We start from the raw sequence: 19243 nt of genomic DNA on the forward strand, positions 1-19243 counted from the left end.
TCAGACCCCCAGGGTGCGGCAGGCGGCGGAGACGAGCTCGCGGGCGCTCTTGCCGAAGAAGGCCACGCTCAGCTCTTCCTGGAGGACGGGGCCCCAGTCGAAGGCGAGTCCGCCCACGGCGATGGGCAGCCGCGGGGCGACCGTCCGCACCTTGGAGACGGCCTCGCGCACCTGGGGCATGTGGAAGGGCATGGTGACGGAGAGGGCCAGGAGGTGCGGAGGGGCTTCCCTCACCAGCCGGGCCAGGTGGTCGGCGGGCACGTTGGCGCCGATGAAGCGCACGTCGAAGCCGGCCATCTCCAGGAAGTCGCTGGCCATGCGCGCGCCCACCTCATGCAGTTCGCCCTCCACGCACGCCATCATCACGACCTTGCCGTTGGACGGGTCGCGGGGCAGGTGGCGGTACAGGTGCGCCAGGACGAACTGGGAGATGGCGGTGGCCATGTGCTCCTGGGCCACGGAGATGCGGTTCTCCTGCCAGAGCCGGCCGATCTCGTACTGGGCCCGCTGGATGACCTCCAGGTGCAGGTCCTGGAGCGGGACGCCGCACAGCAGGCCTTCATCCACCAGCAGGCGCAGCGCCTCCTGGCGGTTTCCAGAGAGCTGGGCCGCGAGGTAGCGCTCCCGCAACGAGTCGATGGCAGGGGTCTGGTGGATCACGGAATCGGCTTCCCGGGAGGACGGGGCAGGGTAGGGGGGAACCTGCTTTGCATAAACCCTGGGGCCCGCGCTCGCATCGAGAACCCGACACTTGGCGGCCATCCGAAGCAAGCGGAAGCCTTTCTGCTTGCTGTGCGAGGGAATGACGGTGTTGCGACGCTGGAGGGCGTCATGGTGGGGGCGCCAAGTGATTCACTGTTTTTCAAGGGTTTTGCGGACGATGTGCGGGGTGGGCCTGCTGGGATGCGCGCCGGCTCCCGCAGTGGAAGGGGTCTGGCGGCCAGGTCCCGGTGCGTCGCGGGACTCCATCCCTGGACCCCTGAAGAACTTCGGACCCCATGCCCTCGCCGCCGATGCGCTGACGGCCGCATGTCCGCTCATCCTTTCCAAGCCGAACGCCACGGTGGTCCATCTGCAGGAGGCGCAACCCGAGGTGGCCCTGCGCGCGGCCACGGAGTACTGCGCCTGGCTCTACGTCACGCCGGAGGGACACTACGAGATGAGCATGTTGTCGGATTCGTCCCGTCCGGGGGACGGAGTGCGTGGCATGCGCAGCTGCGCGCTGCCTGCCTTCGTGGAGGATTCCCGCTATGCGGCCGGAACCCTCAAGCAGATCTTCGCGTTGCACAACCACCCCTTCGGAACGCGGCTCTCCGCACGGGATCTTCGCTTCATCGAAGCGATGGCCAGCGTCCACGACTGGGAGATCCTGACACGAGAGGGCGCCATCCGGCTCTCCATCATCGCGTTCTTCTCGCGGTCGAAGGATGCGAATGCCCCTACGTGTGACGGCTTCCACCAGTACGTCCCTGCCACCCGGGAGATGATGTCGTGGACGCGAACCGGGGACCGCTGGAGGCAGGACTCCCATGGCATCGTCACCTGGCTCGATGAGCGCACCTATCGTCTGGATGCGCGGTAGGAGGGCTGCATGCGAGGACGGTTCGGGACGCTGAGCGCGGTCGTGCTGGTGTTGGGATTGCCGGGCTGTGCCCGGAGGCCCGAGCCCCTTTCGGCCCCCGTCCTCGACGACCGGACCGTCCACTTCCCGGTGTCCACGGGGGTCGAAGTCGTCCAGGTCGGTGCGCCCGGTGTCTCCGTCACGCTGGATGGCGAGACGCTGCGTGCGCTGATGATCGTCTCGCGAGACTTGTTTCCCATGGGGAGCGCGGCGACCTCCTGTGACAGTCGGCCCGAGTCCTTCACGTACCGGGTCCTCCGGCAGGAGGGGCTCCTCTTCGTCTACGTGGACGAGGAGCCCTCCGCGTGTGGCAGGCGGTTTCCGGCGCTCGACTCCAGTGCGAAGTACGCCCTGCGCGCGGACGGAACCATCCTCCGGCGTGTCGTTGACGGCGTGGACGCGGACGATGACTGGCGGGGCGTGTTGCTGCCGGATGGTGGGGTGGGGAGCATCCTCCTGCCTCCAACGAGGGGGGCGCTCCCGGTGGACGGCGGCCTCCCGGTCGCCCCCGGAAGCGAGGTCCCGCCAGGGGATGCAGGCAGCCTGGACCCCCGACCTCCAGCCCCGGACGGGCGCTGAGTCGAGTCCCCAGGTGGGTTGGTGTGCTCCCTCACATCAGCCCAGGGGGGCCGACCGGCCGTGCTGACCGCGCCGGCTCCTGGGGTGGGGTGGCCGGAGCGGGGGGAAACGGGGTAGGGACGCCGGTGGCTGAAAAAGCCGGTGACAGGATTTCGGGGCACCGGTGTTCCCCTGGTCCGACCGGGAGGCGTGCGCGGTGTCCGTGGATGTGGAGGCCTATTACCGACGCTATGGCCCCCAGGTGCTCCGGCGCTGCCGCTTCCTGCTGCGCGACGAGGAGCAGGCCGTGGACGCCATGCAGGACGTGTTCGTGCAACTGCTTCGCTACCAGTCCGCCTTGAAGGACGCCGCGCCTTCCAGCCTGCTGCATCAGATCGCCACCCGCGTGTGCCTCAACCGTCTTCGCGGCGCGAAGCGGCGCCCGGAGGACCGGGACGATGAGCTGGTCCTGCGCATCGCCGCCTCCGGCGACCTGGAGGCGCGCGCCTCCGCCCGGGGCCTGCTGGACCGGCTCTTCGGCCGCGTGCCCGCGTCCAGCCGGGACATCGCCGTGCTCCACCTGGTGGACGGCATGACGCTGGAGGAAACCGCCCGCGAGGTGGGCCTGTCCGTGTCCGGGGTGCGCAAGCGCCTGCGGGCCCTGTCCGCTGTCCTGCAGGAGCTGGAGGCCGCATGACGTCCCCCCACCGCACCCCGGATTGGCTGCTGGAGCGCATTGCCCTGGGCGAGCTGCCCCCGGACGAGCTCGCCTCCGCCCGCGCCCGTCTGGCCCAGGAACCCGATGGGCCCTCGCGCCTCGCCGCCCTGGAGGCCGACTCCCGCGCCACCCTCCAGGCCCTGCCCCCGGACGTCGTGGCGCGCGAGGTGAAAGCCCGCTTCGCCCGCTCCGGCCCCGGAGGCGCGCTCGTCGCCGTGCCCGCACCCCGGGCGGAGCCCCTCGCCGCGCGCCCTACGTGGCGCTTCCTGCCCCTCCTGGTGCCGGTGCTCGCGGGCGCGACCCTGTTCGTCATCGCGCGGCCCCTGTCATCCACCGACGGGCGGGAGGCGCGGGAGGCGTGGACGGAGGTGGGGGGCACCGGCGTCCTGGAGCCCACCCGCATCAAGGGCCTCCAGCCTCGGCTCGACGTGCACCGGCAGGCCGCCGCCGGCACCGAGCGCCTCACCGACGGCGCCCCCGCCCGGGCCGGTGACGTGGTGCAGCTGTCCTATACCGCCGCCGGCAAGGCCCACGGCGTCATCCTCTCCGTGGACGGCCGCGGCGCCGTCACCGTGCACCAGCCGGACAGCGGCCCCGCGTCCGCCGCGCTGGAGCGCTCCGGCACGCACCTGCTGCCCCGCGCCTACGAGCTGGATGACGCGCCCGCCTTCGAGCGCTTCTTCCTCATCACCGCCGACGCGCCCTTCGACCTGGACGGCGTGCTGTCCGCCGCGCGCGTCCTCGCCGCATCCCCCGAGGCGCGCACCGCGCCGCTGTCCCTGCCCGCGGACGTGGGCCTGGGACAGACGTCCTTCCTCCTGGAGAAGTCCTCCCGATGAGAGCGCCCCTGCTGCTCCTGCTGCTCTCGCTGTGCGCGGGCGTGAACGATGCGCGCGCCGCCGAAGCCGTCGCCGTGCGGAGGCTGGCCCTGCTGGTGGGCGTCAACGACGGCGGCCCCGAGCGCGTGAAGCTGCGCTACGCGGACACCGACGCGCGGGCCTTCTCCCAGGTGCTGTCGGAGCTGGGCGGCGTGCTGCCCCAGGACCGCGTGCTGCTGACGGACGTGGACCGCGCGGGCGTCCTGGCCGGCTTCGAGCGCATGGGCCGCATGGCGGAGGCCGCGCGCACCTCCGGCGCCCGGCGCGTGGAGGTGCTGCTGTACTACTCCGGCCACTCGGACGACGAGGGCCTGCTGCTCAAGGGCCAGCGCCTGGACTACGGCGAGCTGCGCCGCGCGCTGAAGGGCCTGCCCGCGGACGTGCGCATCGCGGTGCTGGACTCGTGCGCGTCCGGCGCGTTCGCCCGGCGCAAGGGCGGCGTGGCCCGGCCCGCGTTCCTCGTGGACTCCGGCACCCAGGTGAAGGGGCACGCCATCCTCACCTCCTCCAGCGCGGACGAGGCGTCGCAGGAGTCGGACCGGCTGGGCGGCTCGTTCTTCACCCACCACCTGGTGTCCGGCCTGCGCGGCGCCGCGGACGTCACCCACGACGGCCGCGTCACGCTCACGGAGGCGTACCAGTTCGCCTTCCACGAAACGCTCGCGCGCACGGAGCGCACGCGGGGCGGCGCGCAGCACCCCAACTACGACATCGAGCTGGCGGGCACCGGCGACCTGGTGATGACCGACCTGCGCGCCACCACCGCGGGCCTGCTCCTCACCGAGCCGCTGGAGGGCCGGCTGTACGTGCGCGACGCGGTGGGCACGCTGGTGGTGGAGGTGCAGAAGGTGTCCGGCCGCTCCACCGAGCTGGGGCTCGCCCCCGGCGCCTACCGCGCACGGCGCGAGCTGGACGGCGGCGTGTCCGAGACGGCCTTCACGCTGAAGGAAGGCGTGCGCACGCCCCTGTCCCCTGGCGACTTCATGAGCGTGGGCCGCGAGGCCACCGTGATGCGCGGCGGTGGCGGCGGCATGGCGCTGCCTTCGATGACGCCGGAGGGGCGGGTGCGGCTGCCGGTGAACGTGAGCCTCATCCCGGCGGTGAGCACCAACCAGCTCCGGGCCGGCGACGCGCAGGTGGAGAACCTCTTCGCGCTGGGCGTCATCAACGGCGGCACGGCGCTGGGGGGCGGGCTGGCGCTGAGCTTCCTGGGCAACGTGTACGACGCGGAGGTGGAGGGCGGGGCGCTGTCCCTGGGCTTCAACGTCGCGGGCGGAGAGGTCCATGGCGCGCAGCTGTCGCTGGTCACCAACGTGGCGCGGTCGGGGGTGGCCGGCCTCCAGGCGACGGTGGGGCTCAACCTCTCCAACGGGGACGTGGCCGGCGTGGGGCAGCTGTCGCTGGGGTCGAACATCGCGCGGGGCGGGATGCAGGGCATCCAGGCGACGGTGGGCCTCAACGTCGCCACCCAGGACGTCACCGGCATGCAGTTGTCGCTGGGCGTCAACCACGCGAACGGAGGGCTCGACGGCGTGCAGTTCACGCTGGGCGCCAACTCCGTGGCGGGGGACATGAAGGGCCTCCAGGGGGCGGTGGCGTTCAACCGCGCGCACTCCGTCACCGGCATGCAGCTGGGCCTCATCAACGTCGGCGGCGACGTGCAGGGCCTGCAGCTGGGGTTGATCAACGTGGCGGGCGCGGTGCGGGGCATGCAGCTGGGGCTCGTCAACGTGTCGCGGGAGGTGAGCGGCGTGCCGCTGGGCCTGCTCACCTTCGAGAAGAAGGGCCAGCTCCACCTGGAGGTGTTCGGCAGCGACCTGCAGCTCACCAACGTGGCGCTGAAGTTCGGCGGCAAGCACCTGTACACCACGCTCATCGCGGGCATCGGGCCGGACGACCGCTTCCAGCGCTTCAGCCTGGGCCTGGGCCTGGGCGGGCATATCCCGCTGGGCTCGCGCCTCTGGGTGGACGTGGACGCGGCCGGCAGCAACGTGCTGTCCACGAAGGACCCCTTCGCCGCGGACTCCAGCAGCCTGCTGACGCAGGTGCGCGCCATGGTGGGCTTCCAGGTCATGTCCCGGTTCGCCGTGTTCGGCGGCCCCACCTACAACGCCTGGTTCACCTGGGGGGAGCCGGGCTTCGCGAAGCTGTCCACGCTGCCGGTGCGCTCGCACGAAATCACCGCCACGCGGCGCGTGCAGCACTGGCCGGGCTTCCAGCTGGGCGTGCGCATCTGATCAACGGCGGGCTCCGGCCACGCACGACCGGGACCGCGGATGGCGCGGTCCCGGCGGGGCCAGGAGCCTTCGTCCTGCGTCAGTCGATGACGCGGGTGGCGCGCAGCGTGTCCAGCTTGATGTTGCGGACGGCGTTGGGGCCCTCGGTCAGCGAACCCTCCAGCTTCAGGCCTGCCGGCGTGAAGGCCCGCTTCATCAGCTCACCCTGCTTCGCGTCGTCGCCGCCGGTGACGGCGCTCAGGTCCACCTCGTGGATGGACTTGAGCTTCTCGTCCGGCTTGTCCGCGAGGAAGACGTCGTAGTGGTCGCAGGGCGGGGCGAAGCAGCGCTTGCCGTTGTCCTTGACGATGTAGGTGGCGCTCATGGTGGCATCTCCAGGGGTGGGGGTGGGGGCGGCCGTTCCCGGCTCGTTGCCGGTGGGCGAGGCGGAGGTCGGGGTGCCGTCGGTCGGCTTGAGGTCGGCGGACGCCGCCGCGCCGGACTCGTCGCCTGACGACGGGGTGGTGGAGGAGGGCGGCTTGCTGCATGCCACGGAGCCGAACACGAGCACGGCGGAGAGCAGCAGGGAGCGGACGTTCATGGCGACTCCGTTCGAGGGGGCGGCAGTGTCCTCCGCCGCCGGGCCGGGTTCCAGGACATCGGATGCGGTGACGGCCCTGGTGGGCCCTTCCGCCGCCTGTTCAACGTCCGGGACTCGCGGACGGGTCCACTCTGCCCGGCCGGGCGCCCGCCGGCCAGGGTGGCACGGGTATTTCGGTGGTATCCTACCTGGACGTCCGGGCAGGTCCCCGGGGCTGGACAAAGGGGGCGCCAAGACGGTGGAAGCCCTATGGCGTTCGTTGTACACCCGCCCCGCGCAATCGGCCTTCCGGGCCGTGACCTGTAAGGACGCCCACGATGGAATTCCGCATCGCCTCCGACGAGCTGAAGAAGGCCCTCTATCGCGCCCAGGGCATCGTGGAGCGCAAGACGACGATGCCCATCCTCGCCAACGTGCTGCTCACGGCGAACAAGGGCAGCGTCACCGTCACGGCCTTCGACCTGGACATCGGCGTGGTGTCGGAGCACTCGGCGGACGTGTCCAAGCCGGGGGCCGTCACCCTGAGCGCGAAGTACGTCTTCGACATCGTGCAGAACCTCCCGGACGCGGAGGTGACGCTCAAGAAGCTGGCGAACAACTACGTGGACATCAGCTCCGGCTCCGCGCACTTCAAGATCGTCGGCATGGCGGCGGAGGAGTACCCGAAGCTGCCCAAGGAGGAGAACGCGCCGCTGGTGCAGATCTCCGGCAACGTCCTGCTGGAGATGATCAAGAAGACCCAGTTCGCCATCTCCAGCGATGAGACGCGCTACATCCTCAACGGCGTCTTCTTCGAGCCCCAGGCCAGCGGCAAGGTGCGCATGGTGGCCACGGACGGTCACCGGCTGTCGCTCATCGAGCGGGAGATGAAGGGCGACTTCAAGCTCAAGAGCGGCGTCATCATCCCGCGCAAGGGCCTGATGGAGCTCAAGCGCCTGCTGGACGAGGCGCCGGACGCCGAGTGCCACCTGGGCTTCGCGGAGAACTCGGCGCTGTTCAAGAAGCCGGGCCTCACCATGGTGATGCGCCTCATCGACGGGCAGTTCCCGGAGTACCAGCGCGTCATCCCGAAGGAGGGCGAGAAGGTCGTCCTCGTGCCGAAGACGCGCCTGCTGGAAGGGCTCAAGCGCATCGCGCTGCTGTCGGCGGACAAGAGCAACGCGATCCGCATCGGGCTGGAGAAGGGCAAGCTGCTCATCACCGCCAGCAACCCGGACCTGGGCGAGGCGCGCGACGCGCTGGACGTGGACTACCAGGGCAACGACATCACCATCGGCTTCAACGCGCGCTACCTGATGGACGTGCTGGGCGTCACCGACACGGATGAGGTCAGCTTCGAGCTGGGCGACGAGCACAGCCCGGGCGTGCTGCACGGCCCCGGCGACCGCAGCTTCACGGCCGTGGTCATGCCCATGCGCGTTTGAGCGGGGCCGGCGTCCACCTTCCCACGTCGCTCCGGCCGCACCGTTTCACGCTCGACGCTCCGCGCCAGGGGACGGCCTGCGCCCGGCGCGGGGTCTCCTTATGATGGGGGCGTGGCGACCCGTCCGGATGACCTGAGAGCGCGGTTGGAGGACCGAGCGGACCTCCTGGAGGCCACGCGCCTGCGCTACCGCGCGCTCAAGGGCATCCTGGAGTCCTTCTTCTGGAAGGACCGGCTGCGCAACCACTTCGAGCTGCTGCGGGAAGTGGCCGCGGTCCAGCCGGAGGTGGACGCGACGCTCCACGCGGTGAAGCGCCGCGCGGAGGTGGAGGGCTGGCCGCGCGACGCCGGGCCGGTGAAGCTGCTGCTGGACGTGTTCCGCCTGCGCGAGGCGGTGGACCGCGCGGTGCGCCGGCGATTGTCGGCGCGGGACGGGGGACCTGACACGCTGGGTGAAGCGCTGCTGCTCCTGGAGAACGAGGTGCTGGACGCGGGGCCGCTGCTCGGCGGCCGGGTCTGGGCCCAGGCGGTGGAGCTGTTGCCGCGAAACCTGCCGGAGCTGCGGGCCGCGTGCGCCGCGGGCGAGGTCTTCGAGCGGGTCTTCAAGCGCCCCGTGTCGGAGGGGGCGCAGTCGTTCACCGGGGACGAGGCGCGCGAGTTGGCCCGCGCGCTGCCCCTGGGCGCCGCCGCGCTGGTGGCGCTGTGGGAGCGGCTGGAGCGCTACGACTCGCGGGGCGGCATCCGGGATTTCCTCCAGCGGAGGATGCGCCGGGCGCCCATGCGGGTGCCGCGCAGCGGGCCGGAGCTGCTGTTGCACGCGGCCTTCTGGCACGACGTGGCGCGGGTGCGGGTGCGCGCGGTGCTGGAGGCGGAGCTGACGCCGGTGGTGCCGCGCGAGTCGGAGCTGCCGGCGCTGCTGTCCTGGCGGGCCGGGCGCGCCGAGGCGCCGGAGCTGCGGCTGGAGGCGGGGGACGTCTTCACGGAGGGCCGCGCGGGGGTGCTGGAGGCGGCGGCGGCGCTGGCGGAGCTGTCGCGAGCGCGCCCGGTGGGGCCCTGGCGCGAGGAGACGGCGTGGGCGCGGCTGGAGCAGGCGGCGCACCGGGCGCGGCGCGAGGAAGGGCCGGAGGTGGAGGCCCTGCGGGATGCGCTGCGCCTCTTCGTGCTGCTGCGGGGACGCGCGAGCACGCCCGCGCGGCTGTTCTCTCCGGAGCGCGCGACGCCGGCCGCGTTGGGCGTGGGGACCGCGGGGGACCTGCTCACGTTGGTGCAGGCGGCGAGACACGCGGCCCTGCGGCAGGGCTGAAAAGACAGACATCCGCCGGGGGCGATTTGGGGGCCATGGGCGCCTGCTGTTAGGTTGGGTGTGCCCATGACCACCCCTGTCTCTCCGCCGGCCTCCACCGATGCGCCGCTGCAGTTCGACCGTGCCGAGTTCACCGAGCCGCCTCCCGCGCCCCGGTGCACCGCCTGCGAGCGCGCCATCACCCGCACCTACTTCGAGGTGAACAGCCACCTGCTGTGCCCGGAGTGTCGGGACACGGTGGAGGCGTCGATGACGGGTGGCTCGAAGTCGAAGCGCTTCCTGCAGGCGGCGGTGTTTGGGATTGGCGCGGGCATCGCCGGGGCGGCGGTGTATTACGGCGTGAGCCTGACGGGCTACAACATTGGCCTCATCGCGGTGCTGGTGGGGTGGATGGTGGGCACCGCAGTGTTCAAGGGCTCGGACGGGCGCGGAGGCGCGGGCTACCAGGTGCTCGCGATATTGCTGACGTACCTGTCGGTGGCGGGCTCGCTCGCGCCGGATGTGTACAAGGAGCTGACCGCGCAGCCCGTGGAGGCTGTGGCGGGTGAGGCTCCAATGGAAGGCGAGTCGTTGTCGCCGGAGGGCAATGTCGTCCTCGCGGGAGTCATCTCCGTGGCGGCGCCCGTGCTCGTGGGCATCAACAGCCCCCTGTCCGGCCTCATCTACTGCTTCGCGCTGTATGAGGCCTGGCGCCGCAACAAGCGCGCGGAGCTGAACATCGCCGGGCCGTTCCGGCTGGCTGAGCCGTCTTCCGCGTCGGAGGACGCGGCGCCCGAGCGGCAGGAGCAGTCCGTTGGCTGAGGCGCTCGCGTTCCCCTCCACGCAGCGCTGCGAGGGCTGCGGTTCGGAGCTGGCGCCCCGGCTGCTCACGTGTCCGTCGTGCCGGAAGCTGGTGCATGGGCAGACCCTGAAGCAGCTGGCGGCGGACGCGCAGGCGGCGGCGGACCGGAGCGCGCCGACGGAGGCGCTCTCGCTGTGGCGTCAGGCCCTGGACCTGTTGCCGGCGGGCACGTCGCAGCACGCGCAGGTGCTGGCGCGGGTCGAGGCGCTGAGCCAGCAGGTGGACGCGCTGGGCCTGAAGGTGCCGCTGGCGGAGGCGGAGCGACGTCGTTCGGGGATGCCGAAGGTGCTCGCCAGCCTGGGGGCGGTGGGGCTGCTGCTGTGGAAGTTCAAGTTCGTGCTGGTGCTGCTGCTGGGCAAGGGAAAGCTGCTGCTGCTCGGGCTGACGAAGGCGAGCACGGTGTTCTCCATGGCGCTGGCGGCGGGCGTGTACTGGACGGTGTGGGGCTGGCCGTTCGCGCTGGGGTTGGTGGCGTGCATCTACGTGCATGAGATGGGGCACGTGGCGGCGCTGCGGAACTTCGGCATGCAGGCCAGCGCGCCCATGTTCATCCCAGGGCTGGGCGCGTTCGTGCGCCTGAAGCAGTCGCCGGTGGATGGGCGCGAGGACGCGCGCGTGGGCCTGGCGGGGCCCATCTGGGGCAGCGCGGCGGCGGTGGCGGCGATGGGCGCGGCGCTCGTGACGGGATGGAAGGGATTGGGCGCCATCGCGCACGCGGCGGCGTGGCTCAACCTGTTCAACCTGCTGCCGGTGTGGCAGCTGGACGGTGGGCGCGGCTTCCGGGCGCTGGCGCGCAAGCAGCGCTGGCTGGCGGTGGGTGTGCTGGGCGCGACGTGGTTCTTCACCGGGGAGACCCTGCTCCTGCTCATCGCGGCGGCGGCGGCGTACCGGGCCTTTGCTTCGCCCGCGCCGGAGGAGGGCGATACCCGCACGCTGGTGGAGTACAGCGTCCTGGTGGCGGGTCTGGGAGCGCTGGGACATGCCGCGAAGCTGTGGACGGGGGCGGCGTTGCCGTGACGTGAGGGCGCTGGTTGCCCGAGCGGAGGCTCCGCTAGATTGGGTCCCTGGTGTCCGCGCCTTGGATGGCGGCGCCCGGGAGGGTGCGTTGCTCAGGAGCGTGGGAGTCATTGGGGCTCGGCAGGGGAAGGGGACGCCGTCGGCGCGCGCATGACCCTTCCTCCGGAATCCGATCCACCCGCCCAGGTGGGGCCCTATCGGTTGGGGCGAATGCTGGGCAGCGGTGGCATGGGCCAGGTCTTCGCGGCGAGCCACGCGGACACGGGACAGGAAGTGGCCGTCAAGCTCCTGTCACCCGAGTCCGCGGCCGACCCCCAGCTTGTCGCGCGCTTCCTGCAGGAGGCGCAGGCCCTGGCACGGCTTGACCATCCCGACGTGGTGCGCGTCCTGCACTGCGGGAGGGAGGGCACCACGGCCTTCCTCGCCATGGAACTGCTCCATGGGCAATCCCTGCGGGAGTGGATGCAGCAGGGCGTCGTCGACTTCCATGCGGCCCTGTCCCTGTGCAGGCAGGTCGCTGACGTCATGGTGGACGTCCACGGGCGAGGCATCATCCACCGCGACCTGAAACCAGAGAACGTCTTCCTCTGTCCGGACGCGGCCACGGTCCCGGGGCAGCGGGTGAAGTTGCTGGACTTCGGCATCGCCAAGCTGCCGCCGCGCTCCGCGGGTGCGCTGGATACGACGCAGGTCCACACGCACGAATCCACCTTCATCGGCACGTACGCGTACATGGCGCCGGAGCAGCTCCGCAGCGCGGCCACGGTGGAGGGCCCTGCGGATGTGTACTCGCTGGGGGTGATGCTCTTTGAACTGCTCGCGGGTCGTACGCCCTTCGACGCGACTGAACCCATCGAGGCCATCACCGCGCACGCACTCAAGGAGCCGCCTGCCTTGCGGCAATGCACGCCCACCGTGCCGGGAGCGCTCTCCGCGTTCGTGGCCACGATGCTCGCGAAGGAGCCCGGCGCCCGGCCCAGCATGGCGCGATGTCGGGACATGCTGGGTCGCTCCTGGGCGCCGGAAGGAGACGTCTGCCCGGTGCCGGGCCTCGCTTCCTTCACGGAGTCCCAATCCACGCTCTTCTTCGGGCGTGGCCCTGAAACGGACGCGCTGCTGGGGCTCCTGGAGGAGGCTCGAACGGGAGCACGGCGCTGGGTCCAGGTGGAAGGGCCCAGCGGGGTTGGCAAGTCGTCCCTGGTGCACGCCGGGCTGCTCCCACGGTTGAAGGAACTGGCACAGGACGAGGGCCCACGCTGGCTCATCGCCCCCCTGCGTCCTTCGGGCTCACCCTTGCGAGGGATGGCCCAGGCCCTCGCGGCCGTGTACGCCCCAGCGGACGACGGGACCCTGGTGGAAGCGATTCTCCGCACGTTGCGAACAGGGCCGAACGGACTGCGGGAGTGTGTGGTGGAGCGGACGCCCCCAGGCTGTCTCCTCCTGCTGGTGATCGAACCCCTGGAGGAGCTGTTCACGCTCGATGCGGAGGAACGGAGGGCCTTCGATGCGTTGCTCTCCACCGCGCTGTCGGGAGTCGCCGTACCCTTGCGGCTCCTCACGGCGGTTCGCAGTGACTTCCTCCACCGCCTGGAGCAGCAGTTGCCTGCCCTGGTCCGGAGCCTTCCCGAGGCCGTGCGCTATCCCCTCCCTCCCATGGGCGAGTCAGGCCTGGGGCAGGTCGTCCACGGCCTGTCCCGACACGCCGGCCTCCAGCTCGCCGAGGGGCTGGCCTCGCGGATGGTGAATGACGCCCGGAACGAAGAAGGGCGACTGCCCCTGCTGGGGCACGCATTGCGCGGGTTGTGGGGACTGCACGAGGCAGGTCCCCTCACGCACACGGACTATGACCGGCTGGGCGGAGTCGGAGGCGCGCTGGCCCGGCAGGCCGAAGGGTTGCTGGACGCGTTGGGTCCCGAGGGACGGGAGCGTGCGAAGTGGCTCCTGTTGGATCTGGTGCAGGTAGGGCGCGGCGTGCCGGACACCCGGCGCCCTCGTTCGCGCCAGGAAGTGCTCGAAGCCGCGGGAGGGGACCGGCTGGCGGAGGAGGTCCTGCAGCGGCTGACGGGAACGCGGCTGGGGATGGAGCCGGGGCCCCGGCTCGTGACGCTCTCGGGGGATGCTGTGTCGGGTCAGCGGGTGGACCTGGCGCATGAAGCCCTGTTGCAACAGGTGCCGTCGCTGGTGGGATGGCTGGACCGGGAGCGCGCGCTGCTGGAGCGCCATGCCGACCTGGAGGCCGCGGCGAGCGCCTGGGCGCAGGCGAAGCATCCGGAGGAAGGGCTGCCCACGGGAGCCCTTCGCCTTCATTACCAGGGGGGCACGGACGCGAGCGCGGAGCGCGGTCTCAGGGAACGACGGTTGAGCCCGCTCGTGACGCGCTTCCTGGAGGCCGCGCGCAGGTTGGAGCGACGGCGCGCGCGCGTGCGGCAGGGGTTGGTGGCTGTCGCCATCCTGGCGGTCCTCGCCATCCTCTTCTCCGCCGCACGGTCGGAGCGGGAGCGAAAGCACGCGGAAGAAAACCTCCGCAAACTGGTGGTCACCGCGGACGCTCTGGTCAGTAACGCGGATTGGAAGCTGAGCCGGTTGCCCTTCACCCTTCCAACGCGGAGGAACCTGCTGGAGGGCTCCGAACAGGCGCTGGCCGAGCTTCCAGAATCAGAACTCGCTCAACCCGAAGTGCGGCTGACCCGCATCAAGGTTCTCCACCGGCGGGGAGATCTGGCCTACTTCGACGACCGGCTCTCCGATGCGGAGGCATACCTGGGCTCCGCGCGCCGGGACATCGATGCGGGACTCGCCCGAACCCCCCATGACGGTGGGTTGTTGCTGCAACTGGGACTCAACCACTCGAAGCTCGGAAAGGTGGTCTGGGCGCGGGGCCGCTGGCAGGAGGCCCGGAAGTTCTTCCAGGATTCGCTCGTCCTGCTGAAACCCTCCGAGAATGAGAGCGATTCTGTCGATTCTCGTCGGAGTGAGGCCGTAAGCCTCGCGGAGATGGCGGAGCTGGAGCTTGCGAATCAGCAACTGGGGACGGCCGTTGAGCTGTACGGGCGTGCCATCGCATTGCACGCCAGCAACGTCGAGGCCACGAATGGCGCGAACTACAACAAGGCCATGCTCGCGTTGACGTTGGCGGCCCGTGCCGAAGGTGCCCGCAAGGGGAGGGACTTCAGCCGCTCGCAGGAAGACCTTGAACGGGCCTTGCATCTGGGCCGCGACATCATCCACGACCACGAGGGGGAGCAGTTCTACCACTGGGTCCTGGCGCGGGTGCTGGTGGAACTCGCGGCGCTTGAGGCCGCGCAGGGGCGCGTGCAGGACGCGGAGCGGCACTACGCGGAGGCGGAGAAGATGGGGCGGGTGTTACGAGAAGGGGAGATGCCCAACAAGCGCTTCGCCCTGGTTCTCGTGCAGGCGCTCATGGGACGGGAAGCCCTGGCACATGATGCAGGGCAGGCGGAACGGGAACGCGGCTTTCACGCTGCACGCTGCTCGCTGGTGAAGGAGTTTTCGTCGAGGGATCCTGACGACATCCGGTTCAAGTCCTCAGGATGTGAAGCGGCGTGGGGGATTCAGGAATGAATGAGAAGGCGCTTCCTCTGTTCGAGGCATCCATTGAGGACTTGATCCATCGCGCGCGGATGGGAGAGCCCGGCGCCCTGGAGGTCTTGCTGGAGCGGTGCCAGCCTGCCCTGGAGAAGTGGTCCTCGAAGGAGGCGGGGCCTGGCTTGCCGGGTGGTGCGCGAGCGTCGGACGTCGCCCAGGAGTCCTCGCTGCGGGCCTTCACGAAGTTCGCCACCTTCCATGGGCAGAGCGAGGGAGAGTGGACGAACTGGCTTCGCCGCATCGTCTCCAGCCGCGCCGTCCAGTTTGTCCGGGACGCTCAAGCCCAGAAGCGGGATGGAGGGGAACTGCTCTCCCTGGAAGAGGAGGTGCCCCCGACGACAGTGGCAACCGGGCAGAGCCCCAGCCAGATTTCCTCCCAGCAAGAGGAGTGGCGCAGGCTGTTGTCGAACTTCTACGCGCTCCCGGATGACCAGCGGGATGCCCTCTCCCTGTTCCACCTCAAGGAGTTGACGGTGGCGGAGGTGGCCGCGCGGATGGAGCGCAGTCCAGGTGCCATCGAGTCCTTGATGCAACGGGGACTGCGAGCGCTTCGGGCCAGGATGAAGGGTGTTGATGAACCCGATACCGCCATGCCTTCGGAGGAAGCACATGTCCGCAATGCCGTGGACGCCGCCGTGCTTCTCTACTTCCGTCGGTGCGCTGCGGGAGAACGGGTGGATCCAGCAGCCTTCGCCGCCAACCACCCCGAATGTGCCGACGAGCTGAGGGGGCTGCTCCATTGGATGGAGCAGCTGCGGGCAATCAAGCCCCGGGAGCCGGCCTGAGCCAGGGCTACACGCTCCAACGCCGGGTGGCGATGGGGGCGACGAGCGAAGTGTACGACGCCCTTCGCGAGGCGGATGGCACACGCGTGGCGGTCAAGCTCCTGCGGGCCGAGCTGTGTCTGCACGCGGAGATGGTGGCTCGCTTCCTCAACGAGGCGCGAACCCTGATGGAGCTGCGTCATCCGCACCTGGTGCGGGCCTTCGAAGTCGGCGTGCGCCCAGACGGCAGACCCTTCATGGTCCTGGAATGGCTGCCCCAGGATCTGCATGCCGTACTGCGAAGCGCCGGGGGACGGCTTCCCACCACGGACTGTGCACGATTGGTCCAGCAACTGGCGGGGGCGTTGGACCACCTGCACCGGCAGGGGTTCATCCACAGGGACCTGAAGCCCGCCAACGTGCTGATGGCATGCAGCGAGCCAGGACGGATGGATGCCCGGCTGACCGACCTGGGGCTGGCCAAGCGGTCTTCAGGGGCAGCCACGGCAGCGGCAGCACTGGCGGTGTCCACGGGAGCGCAGGCGCGGTTGGGCACATGGGATTCCATGGCGCCGGAACAATGGGTGGACTCCAAGCGGGTGGATGCGAAGGCGGATGTGTATGCGCTGGGGGTCCTGTGGTTCCAGTTGCTCACGGGACGGCTCCCTTTCGAGGCCGGGGATGAGAAGGGGCTGATGTTCCAACACCTGCTGGAGGCCCCGCCCCTGGCGTTGTTGGCTGCGTCGGCCACGCGCTCCTGGGTGGGACGCATGCTGGCGAAGAAGCCCGTGGAGAGGCCTACCCTTGGGGAGCTGCTTGGCGCGTTTCCAAACCTTCCGGATGCAGGGGGCCAGGGGTAGCTCTGGAGGTTCCTTCAGAAAAAGCACGGGTCCGCGACGGCTCCCCTCGGGTTTTCGCGTCCTTCATTTCGAAGGCGGAAAAACACGAGGAGCGAGCATGTGGACCGTGCGTAGGGCCATGGACGAGTTCATCCGGGCGCTGGAATTGTCGGAGACGCGAAAGGCCGAGGTCATCGCGAAGCACACCGAGGTGCGACAGGCCCTGGGCGGCGAGGTGTTCCTGTCCGGGTCGTACAGCCGGAAGACCGCCATCGCACCCCTCCATGACGTGGACATGTTCGCCGTCCGGGGGGAGGTCGACACATCGTCTCAGGACATCCGGGGCGCGAATGGGGCAGTCCTGACGCCCGCGGAGGTGCTCAAGCAGGTGCGCCAGCTGCTCGCGGCGAAGTGGCCGGAGAAGGAGCTGCCGCTGCTCCAGAACCACTCCGTCCACATCGCGTTCACGACGAAGGATGTCGAGTTCGACGTCGTCCCCGCCTTCCGGGTGCGCGGACGGGACGTCTTCCGCATTCCGGAGCGGGAGACGAACCGGTGGATTGATTCGAATCCCCAGAAGCACGGCGAGCAGGCGCAGGAGGCGAACCGGAGGTCCGGCCAGCAGCTCAACCCGCTCCTCAAGGCCGTGAAGCAATGGAACCGCGAGCACCACTCCACGCCGCTGCGCTCGTTCCATCTGGAGGCGATGAGCTATTCCGCCTTCCCGGTGCCTCCTCCGGAGCAGGGGCACCTGGCGCCCTTGAAGCGCCTCTTCGAGCACCTGTCGCGGCGGGTCCAGGTGCCGTGCCCGGACCCGGCGGGGCTGGGGCTGGATGTGGATGCCAACTTGAAGCCCTCCCAGCGGGAAGCCGCGCGTCAGGTCTTGAGCAGCGCCGCGGAAGAACTGGGGCGGGTGCTGGCGGAGGAGCTGACCGCGCCTGAGCAGGCCCACAGGCGCCTGAAGAAATTCTTCGGGAGCAAGTACCGGGACCACGACTGAGCGTCCTCGACGTCCCGTCCTTCCTCCCCAGCTTCGAGGTCGAACTCCATGGATGTTCCCGTCCGCACGCAGAGCCGTGCCCTGCTGCTTCGCTACGAGCACGACCGTCCCGTCATCGAGTCCGCAGCGCGGGACGCCATCACCCGCGCGGGCATGGAGGGCCATCAGTACGTCGAGAACGCGGAGGTGCATGGCCATGACCCGGATCGGGACGTGCGCAAGCTGCGGCCCCAGGATTGGGCTGGGGCGTTCGTGGAGAACGACCGGTTCGCCGAAGCGCTGACCCGCAAGGAGGCGGAGCTCGGCGTGGACCACCTCCCGGTCCACCTGTTCTCGCTGTCCCCGCTGATGCTGGTGCTGCACCTGGCCTCACGCCTGCCGCGCCGGCCCCTCTGCGTCTACCAGCAGTCCCAGGGGGGAGGCTGGTCGCTCGGGTATCAACGCAGTCAGCTTGCCTCGGAGGAGCCCTTCTTCGAAGTGGAGGGCCTGCCCACGGGCCGGCAAGGAGGACGTGGCCACGTCGCGCTCATCGTCGAGGTGACGCGGTCCATCCAAGACAAGGCGGTGGCCCAGTTCAAGGCGAGGCATCCCACCGAGTTGCTGGCCACGGTCATCCTGCGGCCCGTGCACGGCGTGTCTCCGACGGCCTTCCAGGGGCCGGCGCAGGCTTCTCGCGCGGCGGAGCAGTTCCGGCAGGTGCTGGACGCACTCCACGAGCGGTTGGAAGGTGTCGAGTCGGTGCTCCTGGCGATGGACGGCCCAGCGTCACTCGCAGCGGCGCTGGGCACCGTCGTCAACCCGGAGACCCAGCACCCCTTGCGGCTGCATCACTTCGACCCGGACACAAAGGAATATGCCTCCGTCCACCTGATGCGTCCGCGCCGCGCGGAAGAGCGTCGCGCGGTGCCCCTGACCGCAGAGCAACTGCTGGACGCGACCCGCGTGTTGACCCAGGTGCGTCAGGTCCACCAGGACCTGGTTGCATGGCTGAAGGAAGAGGCGCAGCGCCCGCTGGTGACACGCATCCACGGGAGCGCATTGCTCAAGAGCCAGATCGCGGATGCCCCCGCGACGTCAAGCGAACCCCTCTACCGTCATCTGAAAGGCCGGTGGAGCTTCCATGCGGATCTGCTGCTGGGGCTGGAGGCGTTGCGCAAGCGGCTGGGTTCTGACGATGACTGGAAGGAGTGCGTGCGGCTGCTCCTGGTCCACGAGGTCTTCCACGTCGGTCAGGGCGGACTGACCTCCTACAACTACAGCGGGAGCGGGCGCACCGGCTTCGTGTTGGAGGTGGCGGACTTCGATGCGGACGAGGTCGCCATCCAGGTGGCCCTGGAATGGCGGAAGTCGATGCAAGGTGGGACCGTGCAGAAAGCGGGAGTCACCCGGACGCTGGAGACCATCGTCTGGAACGTGGTGGAGAGTCTGCGCGTCTTCGAGCCGGATCGGCCCGTCATGGAGCTGTCCGAGCGAAGGCTGCGGCGTTACCTCATCTGGTTCTTCCATGCCTGCCGGCTCTCCGCGCTCGGAGTTGAAACGAAGGCTCATTCCGAGCTGGGTCGGGTGACGATGGAGATCGCAGGTCTGCCGACCTTTCCCGATCCCTATGAGCGGTATGCGCAGCAGCGCATCCGATTGGATCGCTTCGAACTGGGGACGCCGGTGGCGGTGGCGGTCTACTTTCAGCACCAGTTGGTGCGTGAGCAAGACCACCGTGCCTGGGTGGAGCGTCTGTTCAAGGTGCTCCGTGAATGGGATTCAATGCCGCTGGAGGATGCACGCGACGCCATGCGGAGCACCTTCGAGGAATTGTTCGACCGGCATCGTCAGCTCATTGCTCTCGCGCCATAGGAAATCT

The 19243-nt window shown here is 69.8% G+C and carries 16 protein-coding genes; 14 read left to right on the top strand and 2 right to left on the bottom strand.

The features are described 5' to 3' along the window. Nucleotides 1-660, bottom strand: a complete 660-nt coding sequence (locus OV207_RS35500; RefSeq protein ID WP_267559543.1) for a cobalamin B12-binding domain-containing protein — start codon at nucleotides 658-660, stop codon at nucleotides 1-3. A 403-nt stretch (nucleotides 661-1063) separates the two neighbouring features. On the opposite strand from OV207_RS35500, the gene OV207_RS35505 reads away from it, so the two are divergent. The 5 genes from OV207_RS35505 to OV207_RS35525 all read left to right on the top strand — a co-directional run bounded on the left by OV207_RS35505 (nucleotide 1064) and on the right by OV207_RS35525 (nucleotide 6012). Beyond that, nucleotides 1064-1582, top strand: coding sequence for a hypothetical protein (locus OV207_RS35505; RefSeq protein ID WP_267559544.1), 519 nt, complete (start codon nucleotides 1064-1066; stop codon nucleotides 1580-1582). A 9-nt stretch (nucleotides 1583-1591) separates the two neighbouring features. After that, entirely contained in the window at nucleotides 1592-2200 is a 609-nt protein-coding gene (locus tag OV207_RS35510; protein WP_267559545.1) for a hypothetical protein, read from the top strand. Nucleotides 2201-2396: 196 nt separating this feature from the next. Then, nucleotides 2397-2876, top strand: coding sequence for an RNA polymerase sigma factor (locus tag OV207_RS35515; RefSeq protein ID WP_193350045.1), 480 nt, complete (start codon nucleotides 2397-2399; stop codon nucleotides 2874-2876). Next, on the top strand, nucleotides 2873-3736 hold the full coding sequence (locus OV207_RS35520; RefSeq protein ID WP_267559547.1) for an ActD-like protein: 864 nt from the start codon (nucleotides 2873-2875) through the stop codon (nucleotides 3734-3736). Before OV207_RS35515 ends, OV207_RS35520 begins: the two co-directional genes overlap by 4 nt. After that, nucleotides 3733-6012: a caspase family protein gene (locus OV207_RS35525; RefSeq protein WP_267559549.1), complete on the top strand. Its 2280-nt coding sequence runs from the start codon at nucleotides 3733-3735 to the stop codon at nucleotides 6010-6012. The genes OV207_RS35520 and OV207_RS35525 overlap by 4 nt, the downstream gene beginning before the upstream one ends. A 79-nt stretch (nucleotides 6013-6091) precedes the next feature. On the opposite strand, the gene OV207_RS35530 is transcribed toward OV207_RS35525, so the two are convergent. Beyond that, the gene (locus OV207_RS35530) at nucleotides 6092-6592 is read right to left on the bottom strand and encodes a hypothetical protein (protein WP_267559551.1); all 501 of its coding nucleotides are present in this window, start codon (nucleotides 6590-6592) and stop codon (nucleotides 6092-6094) included. 317 nt (nucleotides 6593-6909) lie between these two features. Between OV207_RS35530 and dnaN the strand changes: the two genes are divergently transcribed. The 9 genes from dnaN to OV207_RS35575 all read left to right on the top strand — a co-directional run bounded on the left by dnaN (nucleotide 6910) and on the right by OV207_RS35575 (nucleotide 19236). Further along, entirely contained in the window at nucleotides 6910-8016 is a 1107-nt protein-coding gene (dnaN, locus tag OV207_RS35535; protein WP_120537956.1) for a DNA polymerase III subunit beta, read from the top strand. A 111-nt stretch (nucleotides 8017-8127) separates the two neighbouring features. After that, nucleotides 8128-9318 carry a hypothetical protein gene (locus OV207_RS35540; RefSeq protein WP_267559553.1) on the top strand — a complete coding sequence of 397 codons (1191 nt, stop codon included), beginning with the start codon at nucleotides 8128-8130 and terminating at the stop codon, nucleotides 9316-9318. A gap of 66 nt (nucleotides 9319-9384) precedes the next feature. Next, complete coding sequence (locus OV207_RS35545; RefSeq protein WP_267559554.1) at nucleotides 9385-10119, top strand: hypothetical protein; 735 nt, start codon at nucleotides 9385-9387, stop codon at nucleotides 10117-10119. Then, the gene (locus OV207_RS35550; protein WP_267559555.1) at nucleotides 10112-11176 is read left to right on the top strand and encodes a site-2 protease family protein; all 1065 of its coding nucleotides are present in this window, start codon (nucleotides 10112-10114) and stop codon (nucleotides 11174-11176) included. The genes OV207_RS35545 and OV207_RS35550 overlap by 8 nt, the downstream gene beginning before the upstream one ends. Nucleotides 11177-11326: 150 nt before the next feature. Next, nucleotides 11327-14758: a serine/threonine-protein kinase gene (locus OV207_RS35555; RefSeq protein WP_267559556.1), complete on the top strand. Its 3432-nt coding sequence runs from the start codon at nucleotides 11327-11329 to the stop codon at nucleotides 14756-14758. After that, entirely contained in the window at nucleotides 14755-15567 is an 813-nt protein-coding gene (locus OV207_RS35560) for an RNA polymerase sigma factor (RefSeq protein ID WP_267559557.1), read from the top strand. The genes OV207_RS35555 and OV207_RS35560 overlap by 4 nt, the downstream gene beginning before the upstream one ends. Further along, nucleotides 15522-16406 (top strand): serine/threonine-protein kinase, encoded by an 885-nt coding sequence (locus tag OV207_RS35565; protein ID WP_420715289.1) that lies wholly within the window; start codon nucleotides 15522-15524, stop codon nucleotides 16404-16406. The genes OV207_RS35560 and OV207_RS35565 overlap by 46 nt, the downstream gene beginning before the upstream one ends. A gap of 97 nt (nucleotides 16407-16503) precedes the next feature. Further along, the gene (locus tag OV207_RS35570) at nucleotides 16504-17385 is read left to right on the top strand and encodes a nucleotidyltransferase (protein ID WP_267559560.1); all 882 of its coding nucleotides are present in this window, start codon (nucleotides 16504-16506) and stop codon (nucleotides 17383-17385) included. Nucleotides 17386-17433: 48 nt separating this feature from the next. Further along, nucleotides 17434-19236 (top strand): SAVED domain-containing protein, encoded by a 1803-nt coding sequence (locus OV207_RS35575; RefSeq protein WP_267559561.1) that lies wholly within the window; start codon nucleotides 17434-17436, stop codon nucleotides 19234-19236. The last annotated feature ends 7 nt before the right edge of the window (nucleotides 19237-19243 follow it).

This window comes from Corallococcus sp. BB11-1, from assembly GCF_026626625.1.
GTDB classification, from domain to species: Bacteria; Myxococcota; Myxococcia; order Myxococcales; family Myxococcaceae; genus Corallococcus; species Corallococcus soli.